Source organism: Acinetobacter sp. YH16044, assembly GCF_013417145.1.
Taxonomy (GTDB): domain Bacteria; phylum Pseudomonadota; class Gammaproteobacteria; order Pseudomonadales; family Moraxellaceae; genus Acinetobacter; species Acinetobacter amyesii.
The window spans coordinates 176,752-189,314 of sequence record NZ_VPEK01000002.1 but is presented as its reverse complement, the minus strand read 5'-3'; the positions used below and the strand labels follow the sequence as shown (position 1 = coordinate 189,314).

Sequence of the window (12,563 nt, the reverse complement as noted above, 5' to 3'; positions counted from 1 at the left end):
AAATGACTTAATCGTTCCAATGCGCAGTCCAGTCTGCGGCACTGCCGTATTGTAAATACATTTTCAAACATTTGGCATAAAGATCTGCATGACCCAAACAATTGCTCAGTAATATTCCACTGTCTTTGACCCAGTCACTGACAGCATAGCGCTGATCTATACCGCCATGAACAACCTGTGTACTTAAAATAATTTTGCAATTTTTTTGTTGTATAGCCTTTAATACATTGAGTAATTCAGCATCAACGGCAATGTTGCCTGTGCCAAAACCTTGCAGAATTAAAACATCTGGCGTGTGTGAAAGCAGAGCCACTAAATTTTGATTGTGTAGATCAGTTGCTATCGGTTGCCACATCCAATTCAGGCAATTGAAATGAGCTGCTTTGTCTAAATCATTGGCCTGAACAATATACGGCGATGTCAGCATTGAAAGTGGCTGTGTGGCTGGCAGCCCATCAAAGGCTTTCAGATCGGTTGTATGTACTTTTAGTGCGGATTGAGCATGCATCAGTTGATGATGAAAGGCCAAATAAACCCCAACACTCGATTGGTGTACCGATTCCAATGCAAAATTTAAATTGTCGATGGCATCGGTAAATTCACGGGTGTTGTCACCAGCCACATTAAACAGCGGATATTGGCTGCCTGTTAGCACGATATGAGCAGACTGTGCCATAAAGTGTGCAAGTACTGCGCTGGCATAGCTAAGCGTGTCTGTGCCATGAATAATTACGAAATGCTGAAATTGTTGTAATTGTAAGCTTTGAATTTGTTGAATCAGCGCCAGCCAGTCGGGCGCAGTACAAGCACTACTGTCACGAATGACAGGTGCAACAAAACATTCAATGTTTAGGTGTAGTGGCAGCACATGCTGTAATTTAGGTAAAAACACATTCGCTGGCATGGGGCTTAACGGTTCACCGATACAACCGAAGGTACCACCCATATAAATAAGAGCAATTTTTTTCATCATAAAAAAAGCAGCCTTGAAAGACTGCTTTAGTTTAAATCGCTTTTGCTTAAGATGCGATTTGATTCAGTAACTGATCTGCTTGTTGACGTTGAGCTGAAGAAAACTCAGCTTCTTTTTCAGTCAAAATTTCACGTGCAGCGTCATAAGCACCCAGTTTGATGTATTGCGCTGCCAACTCAAGATTCAATTCAATTTCATTGACTTCAACCAGTTCGGGGAAAGATTGAACCAATGGATCGTTTTGGTCTGTAGCAGATGGGGTTGAAGGTGTGCCTAAACCGCTAATGTCAAAACTCACACCACTTGAAGAAGGTGCGGCAGGTTTCTCTTCAGGCGTAGACTCTAGGTTAAACGCTGTTGCAGGAGCGACAACGGCTTCTTCTGTTTTTGCTGTTTCAAAAGCACCTAAGTCAAAGTTTAAGGCTGGAGCTTCAACTTTGTTTTCTTCTACAACCGGTGTTTCTGTTGTAAATGAAAAATCTAAAGGCTCGATTTTTTCTTCTACAGTTTCTGTTTTGGTTTCGACAGCAGCTTCTGTACTTGGGGCAAAGTCCATTGCAAAATCAATTGGTTTGATTTCTTCAACAGCAGGAGATGGCTGAGCAATCTCTTCGGTTTTCGGTGCTGCTTCAAGTACAGGCTCTGGTGAAATTGAAAGCGTATCAAATTCAAGCGGCTGTATTTTTTCAGCAGGCGCACTTTCAACAGGGGCTGAAATGTCTGCTTTTGCAGGCGTTTCAGTGGTGAAATTAAAATCTAGAGGTTTAATTTCAGCTGCTTTTGGCTCAACAGGTGCAGAAGTTGAACTTTGCATTAAAGCATCAAAATCAGAGGTATTTTGAGCTTTTGATGGAGCCTCTTCAGTGATCGGTGATACAAAGTTAATGGCATCATCTTTCACATTTTGAGAATTTTCAAATTCTACTTTTTTTGCTTCAGCTTGTTCTAAAATTTCATCGAGTTCAAGTGAACGAATATGGCTTAGCAATTGGCTGATGGCAAATTCGTCTTTTTGTAACACATGAATATCTAATAGATAGAGATACAACTCATGTTGAGAGTTATCACGTTTTAATGATTGATTGATTTGCGCTTCAGCAGAAAAGAAATTACGTTCTGCAATTAATTTTTCAATTTTGCCACGAGCTTCGGTCGTTAATGGCGTCATTGATTTTTTTTCAATGACACTGCTTTCAACCACTTGAGTTTTCTTCGGAGTCGCTTTGGCCGAAACACCCGTTTTCTTGGTTTTAGTGGATGTTAGTTTGGCTTTATCTGATTCTTGACCTTTTTGGCGTTTGTTTAAAAAAACCAATACGATCACTAAGATCACTAATGGAATCACATAAATCAGCATGTTTTAACCCCTTGGAGATAGAGCGATATACAGTTGCACTCATCTCTATAAAATCTTGATTGGTAACGTTTTAGTTTATTGGCTTCTTTTATCTGCTTGTTGTGCTTTCAACTGTTGTTGCAATTGGGCAAGACGAGCATTTAATAATTGAATTCTGTGATCCTTTTGATTTAGCGCCAATTCTAATTGAGTTACGTTTCTCTGTAATTTAACGGTTTTTTCACGAGATGTCATAACTTTTAATGACAACTCTTTCGAAGTTTTATTCTTTTCTGCTGCACTGTTGGCAGAAGATTGTGCCGAATCTTGCGCTTTCTCTGCAACCAGACTCATTTCAGCTTGATTCAAGCGGTATTTGGTTTTGCCTGACTGCTTCGAAGGCACTTTGGCAAGTTCTGCCGCAGAGACTTTGACAGGCTGTTTTGCTTGCTGCATACCATGCAGATTTAAGGCAGCACCACGGCGCAGACGGTTGACGTCGCCTTGAATGAATGCATGTTCGTTACTGTTTTTAATCTGTTGCATGACTTCAGAAACAGGGCGGTTTTGTTCTGTCGCAATACGTGAGGCAATCCCCCAAAGGCTTTCATTCGAGCGAACCACATATTTTGCCGCTGGTGTTGCTGTCGATGCAGCTGCAGTACTTGTTGGTTTTGGTGTAGATGTTGTTTGAGCTGTCGTTGTTGGATTTTCACGTTTCTGTGCTGCCTGTTCCGCAGCAAATTTTTGTGCCAATGGGTCTTGAGATCTTGCAGTTGATGCTGTTGCAGCTTGCATTTCTGAACTGACAGAACCGGTCGAATTGGTTTTTGTAACTTGCGAAATTGATGTTTCAGAACCAGATGATGTACTTGCGCTATTTTGCTCCGCAGGTGCAACGCTATAATTTTGCACATGCGTGACAGGTTCAATCGCAACAGGCGTTGACGTTGCTAATTGTGCTAACTTCGGCGGTGTTTTGGTGCTGAGTAATAAGGGTTGTTCTGCAGCTACAGGTGCTTTTGCGGTGTAAAGGGTGCTAACAGGTAAATTTAAGGCAATTTCTTTTTCATTTACGATCACAACAGGTGCTAAAGCACGCTCATTGGCACGGGTTTGAGTCGCATTCGACGGCGCTGGATTGCGTTTTAATGGGGTACGAATTTGTTGCAGGCGTGAAGCATTACCTTCTTTAATATTGACAATAAAATTAAGCTCAGCCTCGGTCACTGGACGCGAAGAGGTAATGGTAATTACCCCATTGCCCGCACCATCACGACGCGTGAAGAAGTTTAAATGCCCCGGTGGTTGATGCCCTGTACCCATACTCAATAAATCCTCTGCCGTGGCTAAACTTGCATTGAGCGGCACAGATGTATTTGAGTGGCGAAAATGAATCTCAGCGTACAGCAATTCCCCGGGTGCTGACTGGACTTGTACAGGATCAATGCTGATCGCTTGAATGTTTTGAGATGCAATAACGGCTAAAATGGCGATCTTTAATTTGTTATATACGGTCATCTTAATCTTTAGCTCGAATATATGTCGCATGGCGAAAATTATAGATTAGCGAGTTGTCGAAGAATTGTAAAATATTTACACGACAGTTACATAAAAAAGCCGATCAATTGTGATCGGCTTCTTATTCAGAGACTTAAAAATGCTTAAGCATTTTTATAATCAATGAGAATTCTTAGCATACGACGTAAAGGTTCAGCAGCACCCCAAAGCAATTGGTCACCCACAGTGAATGCACCTAGGTATTCTTTACCCATATTGAGCTTACGTAGACGACCAACTGGAACAGACAAGGTGCCAGTTACAGCAACAGGAGTCAGATCAGTCATTGAAGCTTCACGCGTATTCGGAACCACTTTAGACCAATCGTTGGCACTAGCGATGATATCTTCGATTTCATCTAGTGGAACATCTTTACGAAGTTTTAAAGTCAATGCTTGTGAGTGACAACGCATCGCACCAATACGTACACAGTGTCCATCGATTGGAACGATTTGCTGGTTGCCTAAGATCTTGTTGGTTTCAACTTGACCTTTCCATTCTTCTTTCGACTGACCGCTTTCAAGCTGTTTGTCGATATAAGGAATGAGCGAACCTGCTAGAGGCACACCGAAGTTTGCAGATGGGAAACCTTCGCCACGTTGTAATTGTGCAATTTTAGAATCGATATCTAAAATTGGTGAACGTGGGTCATCCAGCAAATCTTTAGTATTGTTGTACAAGTAGCCCATACCTGAAATCAGTTCACGCATGTTTTGCGCGCCTGCACCAGAAGCCGCTTGATACGTCATAGACGTTGCCCATTCCACTAAATTATTTTGGAATAGACCGCCTAAACCCATTAACATCAATGAAACGGTACAGTTACCGCCCACGAATGTTTTTGTGCCTTTTACTAAGCCGTCTTTGATGACGTTCATGTTTACTGGGTCAAGTACGATGATCGCTTCATCATCCATACGTAAAGTCGATGCAGCATCGATCCAGTAACCATTCCAGTTTTCAGCTTTCAGCTTAGGGAAAACTTCAGTCGTATAATCGCCACCTTGGCAGGTGATAATGACATCCATTTGCTTCAGACTATCAATGTCCGTTGCATCCATAAGTGCTGGGGCAGTCTTACCACCAAACGCAGGGGCTTCACCACCTGCATTACTGGTAGAGAAATAAAACGGTTCGAAATGAGCGAAATCGTTTTCTTCAACCATACGTTGCATAAGGACGGAACCAACCATCCCGCGCCAACCGACCAGACCTACTTTCATGTCACTTTGCCTCGGTGCGTTAAAAAATAAAAGGGGGTTCGAGTGTACCAAAAGGGCGCATAACTGCAAGCGCTACATAATGAAAACACCAATAATATTGTGCAATATATCTTGTTTATGTTACATGCAAAACTGATATAAATTTATGAATCAATAAAAAATAAAGAATATAAGGGAGGCGTGATGATTTGGATTGAAATACTGGCAAGCTTCGTCATTTGGTTGACATTTTGGTCACTGATCCCACGAGATGAATGGTGGTTTCGTGGTGCAGATTTTCCGCGCCTGCAAATCTTGGCTTTGGGTATATTTGCCTTCATGGGCTTAATTTTATGGAATGCCGAATGGGACTTGGCGCGTGAAATCATTTTAATTGGGTTGATTGCCGCCTTGGCATATCAATTGAAAATGGTTTTGCCGTATACCTTTCTGTGGAAAAAACAAGTCAAACAAGTCCGATCAGACCAGTTAGATACACAAAAACAGATTTCAATCATTGTCTCCAATGTACTCACGCCAAATACCCAATATCATTTGTTATTGTCACAAATACAGAAGCATCAACCGGACTTGGTGCTCACGCTAGAAACCGATCAAACTTGGCAAAATGAATTGGCAGTGATTGAGGCTGATTATCCTTACCGCGTTCCAGTGCCTTTGGATAATTTGTATGGCATGCATTTGTATAGCAAGTTAGAACTCACTGAAACTGAAGTTAAATTTATTCTCAGTGATGAAATTCCTTCGATTCATACCCAAGTCACCTTAGCGTCAGGAAATCAGGTACAACTGTATTGTTTACATCCCAAACCGCCAAGTCCAACGGAAGCAAAAGATTCAACCTTACGCGATGCAGAATTGCTGATTGTGGGTGATCAGATCAAAGATTTAGATGAAAGTTGCATCGTTATGGGGGACCTGAATGATGTGGCATGGTCACGGACCACACGACTCTTTCAACGGATCAGTGGGCTTTTAGACCCACGAGTTGGGCGGCATTTCGTGAATACCTTTCATGCCAATTATCCACTGCTGCGTTGGTCGCTCGACCATATTTTTCATAGTACAGATTTTGCATTGGTACACATGGAACGCTTGCCCAATATCGGTTCAGACCATTTTCCAGTCTATGTGGTGCTGCAAACAGGCAGGGTATTTGAGCAAATCCAAGAAGAATTAGAGCAAACAGATGAAGATGAACAAGAAGCGCAAGAGGCAATTCAGGAGGGTATAGAAAAAGCTGAGAAAGAGGAGAAGATTGTGACTGATGAAATCGCCCGTGATTATAAGGATGGTACGAAGGCACCTTGATTTTGTTTGATTTAAGAGAAAAGTGTAAGAAATAGCTTACACAGCTTTCGGCTTCTGACGAATGGTCAGGTCAAGTGTATTGACTTATTCTTTGTTCATCGGCACATGGAACTGGGAACGGAACATCCCACTAAGGAAGACGAAGCCGATGGAAGCATCACGGAACGGATGCAGGAAAGGAAAGCCAATAAAAAATAAAAAGAATACTTGTGAAAGCACAACCTCATAGACCCGAGTTTTGCAGGATGCAGAACTCGGGTTTTGCTTTTGTGATATAGAATTTTTTGCTTTTCTTTTGATCAATTTCTTTATACAGTGTGCCAAGAAAAAAGCGATGAATTTCCAATAAAAATATAGGTATGAGGCGTTCTATGCTGTCCGAATGGTACCAGAAAATATTGCAGATTACACACTTATCTACGGATGCACTTTCCATTTACCTTGGCTTAATCCTGTTCTTTTTTGTGGCCTTTTGCCATCACCGCCAATTGAAATCACATTATGCGATTTGGACCGTTGTGGTCGTCGCAGTGGGGTTGGAATTGTTTAATGCACGGCATGATATTTTAGATAGAGGTTATTGGCGTATAGGGCAAAGTTTGCAACATATTTTGAATGTCTTGTTACTGCCGCTAATCCTCTGGTTAATGGCTCGATACCGTGTGTGGAAGGGCTAAGTGGAAGCGCGAAATTGAAGGGCTAAATAGTAGGGTTGAATCACCATTGAGTCATTCATAATAAAAAAGGATATTGTGCATTTCACAATATCCTTTCTAGATGCAGATCTAGTTGCTGAATTAAAAATATTTCCAGAGCGTTATCCTGCACAGCAAAGATCTATGGAGTGTAGTCAATCAAGCTGAATGCTGAGAGACCACCTGCGTATACAACTCCAAAGTCTGGTCACACATCTCTTTTAAACTAAACATACTGATAGGCTGCACGTGTTGTGGTTGGTCTAAATGCAACTTTAAAGTGTCGAGTAATTGTGTTTCATCATCGACAGTGACTAAACCTTGCGAATAGACATTCGATAAAATTTCAGCTACGCCACCACGGTTCCAACCAATCACAGGTGTACCTATAGACAGTGCTTCAAGTACTGTCCGTCCAAAGGTTTCCGCTTGGCTCGACAAAGACAAAACCAAATCGCTAAAAGCTAACCATTCACGGATATCTGAACGATGACCGACAAAAGTAATCCGATCACTCAGCCCTTTAGCCGCAATACTGTCTTGCATTTCTTGTAAATAAGCCGCTTTTTTCGGATCTGCACCACCGACCACCACCGCATGTACGTCGGGATACTGTGTTTGTAGCTGTTCCATTAAATGGATCAGGGTTTCATGACCTTTCAAACGGGTGATACGGCCTGGTAAGCAAATCAGACGCTTATTTTCTAGTTCAGGGAAATCTTTTAGGGTTTGATTGAGCCACTGTGCTGAGGGTTGATAACCATGTGGAAAAGCAGCGGGGTCAATGCCACGATAAATACGCACAATGTCCTTGGTAGGACAGTTTTTGTAGTTGTCCGTGATGTATTTGACAACACTATCCGAGACCGCAATGACTTTTTCAGCCTGCGTCATGATTTGACTATAGCGATTAATCGAATAAAAACCATGTACAGTTGAAATCAGGTGAGGTCGCTTGTTTGCAGGAATCCCTTTGAGGGCAAAATGCGTGAGCCACGCAGGGACACGTGAGCGCACATGCACGATGTCTGGTTGATGTTGCTCAATCAGTTTACGTAGAGGACGAATTTGCCATAAGCTTGATAAGGCTTTTTTATGGATTGCGAGCGTGAGGTGAGTTGAACCTTCAGCTTCCAATTGAGTTACCATGCGACCACCATTTGAAACCACTAAGGACTCATGACCGGCGGTCACTAAAGCACGAGCTATTTCTAAGGTTCCTCGCTCGACACCACCACTGTTCAATTCAGGTAAAAGCTGCATTACTTTCATAGCATTTCTCTTTTTTATGTGCTGAGTTGAACTCAATAGATTTTGTCATAGCCTTGAGGGCGGGTTTTAAAGCGGCGATGGAACCACATGTATTGCATCGGTGCGATTCGTAGCTGATTTTCAATAATTTTATTGGTTCGAATAGCATCCGAAACTTCATCTTCACTCGGAAAATTATTCAAAGCAGGTTCAATCAGCACATGATATTGAGGGTTGCTGATGTCGCCATCTCGATAAAAATACAATGGGATCGCCACGGCTTTAGCAATTTTTAATAAGCGACGATGCGCAGTAACAGTGGCTGCGGGAGTACCAAAAAATGGTGCCATGACCCCTTGTTTTAAACCAAAGTCCTGATCGGGACTGTACCAAATGGCATGGGCATTTTTCAGATTGCGAATTAAGCCACGCATATCATCATGGTCGATTTGGTTGGCATAGATGGTGGCACGGCAACGCACAATCAACATATCCAACAGCGGATTATTTTGCGGACGATAAACCACATCCGGCTCAAAGAACTGTGCGCATAAATAGCCACCAGCATCGAGCAGGGTAGAATGTGTGCCGAGGAGTAAAATACCTTTGCCTTCAGCTTGTGCATTTTGAATATGTTCTAAGCCTTCAATTTGCACCCGATTTTTGAACCACTGCGGACTGTACCATGCATTTAAAGTTTCAAAAATGCCAATCATTTGGTCGATAAAAACCTGTCGTGCATTGGCCTCAACTTGTTCTGCCGTCCATTCAGGAAAGCAAACTTCCAAATTGCGAATCGTGGTTTTACGACGTGATTTGAGATTGTTAAATGCGACAGAGCCGAGGAATTGCCCAAGTCGATACTGAACTGCCCACGGAAGAATCGCCAAAATCATAAGAAATACAATCCCTATCCATATTCCCCAATACTGCGGAAGTAAGAAAGACCATTGGAATTTTCCGGGTTGATATGTTGGCTTTTGACTCATAGGGCTAAATCAAAGATTAAAAAATAGGGTTCAGTTTAGCATGAAGCTGAATTGAAAGAGAAAGTTCAACCTCATGCTGCATCAGACTTAACCTTTGACTAAACCGCCATCGACAATCAAATTCTGCCCGGTGACCGCACGTGAGTAAGGGGACAAGAACATCATGATGGCCGCAGCAAATTCTTCAGGCGTGGTCACTGTGCGTAAAGGTGTCGATGCCGCGATTAAATCAAACACGGCATCGGGTGTCGCTTTACTGGCATCGGTGCTTTGTAATAAGCCACCAGAAAGCATATTGACGTTAATCCCAAACTCACCCAGTTCATGCGCCGCTGTGCGAGTGAAGGCCAAAAGTGCCGCTTTTGCTGCAGTGTAGTCGTGGTAAGGCACGACGGGGTTTTGTACTAGGTTGGTACCAATATTGACAATGCGACCAAAACCCTGTGCTTTCATATTGGGAAGCGCCGCTTGCGTGGTGTTGAGTGCAGCGACGACTGCGCCATCAAACTGTTGCTGTAAGTGCTGTGCAGTCAGTTCTTCCATTTTAGGACGGGCATCGCCATTAAATTGAAAATGGATGAGGGCATTATTTACGACAGAGGTGATCGTGGTACCAAAATGTGCTTCTGCTGCGGCAAAAAGCTGTTCTACTTGAGCTTTATCTGTGACATCTGCTTGATAGGCAAACACTTGCTGAGGAAATGCGGTCGCCAACTGTTCTGCCAAAGTTTGACTGGATAGATAGTTCACGACCACGCGTGCGCCTTCAGCTATTAAAGTTTGGCTAATTGCCAAACCGAGGCCACGTGCGCCTCCTGTAACCAAGACAATTTGATCTGAAATTTGCATGCTCGTGACTCAATCTTATATTGAACGTCACCATAGCAAGCATTTCACATTTGCGGAATCGTCTTTACAGACGCTGTATGCTCCAATTTGAAACAGCGTCATTTAGGTTAGCCATCCAGTCGAGTCATATGACATAAAAAAGCCGTATCGAAATACGGCTTTTTCTGTGTGGAATATTTGTAGATTTAGCCTTTAGCGAGCGTTTCTAGCTCATCTAAACGTTCCATTTTTTCCAGCATTTCGTCATCAATTTCAGCTAGACGCTGTGATGCTTTGGTCGCAGCTTCGGCGTCAGTCATGAACCAAGAACCGTCAGCTAATTTTTCAGACAATTCAGCTTGCTCTTGTTCCAATGCTTCAATTTCAGTCGGCAGTTGTTCTAGGGCACGTTGGTCTTTATAGCTGAGCTTGACTTTTTTAGGCACGGCAGCGGCAGCCGCTGCTTCGGCTTTAGCCATGGCTTTTTTCACGTCGCTTTTTTGATCCACGACAGTTTGGTCAGGACGCTGTTCCAAATAGTCTTGGTAACCTCCGATGTATTCATCGATTTGACCTTTACCATCAAATACCCAAGTCGAAGTCACCACGTTGTCCATAAAGGCACGGTCATGCGAAATCAGTAACAGTGTGCCTTTGTAAGCGCTGAGCATTTCTTCCAACAGTTCAAGAGTTACCATATCCAAGTCGTTGGTCGGTTCGTCCATCACGATAAGGTTCGATGGTTTCAGTAGCAGTTTAGCCAACAGAATACGGTTACGCTCACCCCCAGAAAGTGCTTTAACTGGTGTACGTGCGCGTTCTGGAGAGAATAAAAAGTCTTGTAAATAACTGTAGATGTGACGACGGCTACCATTGACATCGACATGGTCTGAGCCTTCAGAAACGTTATCTTTCACTGATTTTTCAAGATCAAGTGCATTTCGAAGCTGATCAAAGTAAGCAACTTCAAGCTGTGTACCTGTTTTCACTGTACCAGTATGTTCTTGCTCACCCAAAATAGCTTTGATAAGGGTGGTTTTACCCACACCGTTGTCACCGACTAAGCCGATACGGTCACCACGTAATACCAGTGCCGAGAAATCTTTGATGATTGGCGCGCTGTTGCCAAATTGCACAGCTAAGTTTTCAATTTCAAAGACCACTTTACCTGAGCGCTGCGCATCTTGCGTTGCCATGCTCACTTTACCTTGTTGTGAACGGCGCGCTTTAGACTCTTCACGCAATGCTTTTAAGGCACGAACACGACCTTCGTTACGGGTACGACGCGCTTTAATGCCCTGACGAATCCAAACTTCTTCTTCAGCGAGTTTTTTATCGAATAGCGCATTTTGCTTTTCTTCCGCTTCCATTTGCTGAGCTTTGAGTTCGAGGTAACGTGAATAGTTACCTTCATAGCTACGCAAAATGCCGCGGTCAAGTTCTACAATACGGGTTGCGATGCTGTCGACAAATGAACGGTCATGTGAAATAAACAGCAGGGTTAAGTTGTTTTGATCAAGCAGGAATTTTTCGAGCCATTCAATACTTTCAACGTCCAAATGGTTGGTTGGTTCGTCGAGTAGTAAGACATCGGGCTGCGTCAAGAGAGCACGTGCCAATAAAACACGACGCTTACGACCACCAGACAAATCTGCAAGGTCAGCTTCTGGGTCTAGGCCCATTTTACTGAGGATAGCATTCACTTTGGTTTCAAGTGACCAGCCATCCATTTGATCCATCTGATGTTGTAAGTTACCCATGCGCTCACAGGCATCCATATCGCCGAGTACGCAGGCTTCGCTGGCTTCATGATAAGCACGTAGAACAGTTGCAGCTTCACCAGCACCATCGGCTACAATATCAGCGACTTTGCCCGAATCCATGGGTACATCTTGCGCAAGCATTGAAATCGTAATGCCATTTTGCAATGAAACTTCACCGCCATCTGGCAATAAAGTTCCCTCAATCAGTTTAAGTAAAGTAGACTTACCTTCACCATTACGACCGATTAGACATACTCGCTCGCCACGTTCTAAACTGAAGTTCGCGCCGTCGAGTAGGGAAGGTCCGCCAAACGCAAGCTGGACGTCCCTTAAGGTAATATAGGCCATAATGTTTCCTGAAATCTTATATGAGGAGTGTAAATTGACTACACAACAAAATCTTGATGAACAGGCGTCATTTTCCGCACCCATTGAAGATTTGCAAGTCCGAATTGCATTTTTAGATGATTTAGTTGATCAATTGAATGATCAAGTTGCGCGTCAAAACGCCGAAATCGCTGATTTAAAGAAACAAATGCAGATGTTGTATCGTCGTATTGAATCGGCAGATTTATCTGAAGGTATTGCGGCATTTGACCCAATGACCAACCGCCCACCGCATTATTAATGTCAC

Annotated in this window: 11 protein-coding genes; 3 read left to right on the top strand and 8 right to left on the bottom strand. The window is 43.0% G+C overall.

Annotated features, from left to right (window positions below; all coding sequences use genetic code 11):
- Positions 1 to 7: 7 nt before the first annotated feature.
- The 4 genes from FTV38_RS02385 to asd all read right to left on the bottom strand — a co-directional run bounded on the left by FTV38_RS02385 (position 8) and on the right by asd (position 5,092).
- The gene (locus FTV38_RS02385) at positions 8 to 970 is read right to left on the bottom strand and encodes an asparaginase domain-containing protein (protein ID WP_180021191.1); all 963 of its coding nucleotides are present in this window, start codon (positions 968 to 970) and stop codon (positions 8 to 10) included.
- 49 nt (positions 971 to 1,019) lie between these two features.
- Positions 1,020 to 2,330, bottom strand: coding sequence for a fimbrial protein FimV (locus FTV38_RS02380; RefSeq protein WP_180021131.1), 1,311 nt, complete (start codon positions 2,328 to 2,330; stop codon positions 1,020 to 1,022).
- A 75-nt stretch (positions 2,331 to 2,405) separates the two neighbouring features.
- On the bottom strand, positions 2,406 to 3,830 hold the full coding sequence (locus tag FTV38_RS02375; protein WP_180021129.1) for a hypothetical protein: 1,425 nt from the start codon (positions 3,828 to 3,830) through the stop codon (positions 2,406 to 2,408).
- Positions 3,831 to 3,973: 143 nt separating this feature from the next.
- The gene (gene asd / locus FTV38_RS02370; protein ID WP_180005293.1) at positions 3,974 to 5,092 is read right to left on the bottom strand and encodes an aspartate-semialdehyde dehydrogenase; all 1,119 of its coding nucleotides are present in this window, start codon (positions 5,090 to 5,092) and stop codon (positions 3,974 to 3,976) included.
- 183 nt (positions 5,093 to 5,275) lie between these two features.
- Here asd and FTV38_RS02365 point away from each other — a divergent pair, with 183 nt between their 5' ends.
- Positions 5,276 to 6,403, top strand: a complete 1,128-nt coding sequence (locus tag FTV38_RS02365) for an endonuclease/exonuclease/phosphatase family protein (protein WP_180021127.1) — start codon at positions 5,276 to 5,278, stop codon at positions 6,401 to 6,403.
- A gap of 371 nt (positions 6,404 to 6,774) precedes the next feature.
- Positions 6,775 to 7,080, top strand: a complete 306-nt coding sequence (locus tag FTV38_RS02360) for a hypothetical protein (protein ID WP_257223129.1) — start codon at positions 6,775 to 6,777, stop codon at positions 7,078 to 7,080.
- A gap of 177 nt (positions 7,081 to 7,257) precedes the next feature.
- On the opposite strand, the gene FTV38_RS02355 is transcribed toward FTV38_RS02360, so the two are convergent.
- From FTV38_RS02355 to FTV38_RS02340, 4 genes are all read right to left on the bottom strand, one after another.
- Entirely contained in the window at positions 7,258 to 8,370 is a 1,113-nt protein-coding gene (locus FTV38_RS02355; protein ID WP_180021125.1) for a glycosyltransferase family 4 protein, read from the bottom strand.
- Between the two features lie 32 nt (positions 8,371 to 8,402).
- Entirely contained in the window at positions 8,403 to 9,338 is a 936-nt protein-coding gene (locus FTV38_RS02350; RefSeq protein WP_180021123.1) for a lauroyl acyltransferase, read from the bottom strand.
- An 87-nt stretch (positions 9,339 to 9,425) separates the two neighbouring features.
- On the bottom strand, positions 9,426 to 10,187 hold the full coding sequence (locus tag FTV38_RS02345) for a 3-oxoacyl-ACP reductase (RefSeq protein WP_180021122.1): 762 nt from the start codon (positions 10,185 to 10,187) through the stop codon (positions 9,426 to 9,428).
- 185 nt (positions 10,188 to 10,372) lie between these two features.
- Positions 10,373 to 12,277, bottom strand: coding sequence for an ATP-binding cassette domain-containing protein (locus FTV38_RS02340; protein ID WP_180021120.1), 1,905 nt, complete (start codon positions 12,275 to 12,277; stop codon positions 10,373 to 10,375).
- Between the two features lie 34 nt (positions 12,278 to 12,311).
- On the opposite strand from FTV38_RS02340, the gene FTV38_RS02335 reads away from it, so the two are divergent.
- A complete protein-coding gene (locus tag FTV38_RS02335) occupies positions 12,312 to 12,557 on the top strand; it encodes a SlyX family protein (RefSeq protein ID WP_078189840.1) in 246 nt (81 codons plus the stop codon).
- Positions 12,558 to 12,563 lie beyond the last annotated feature (6 nt).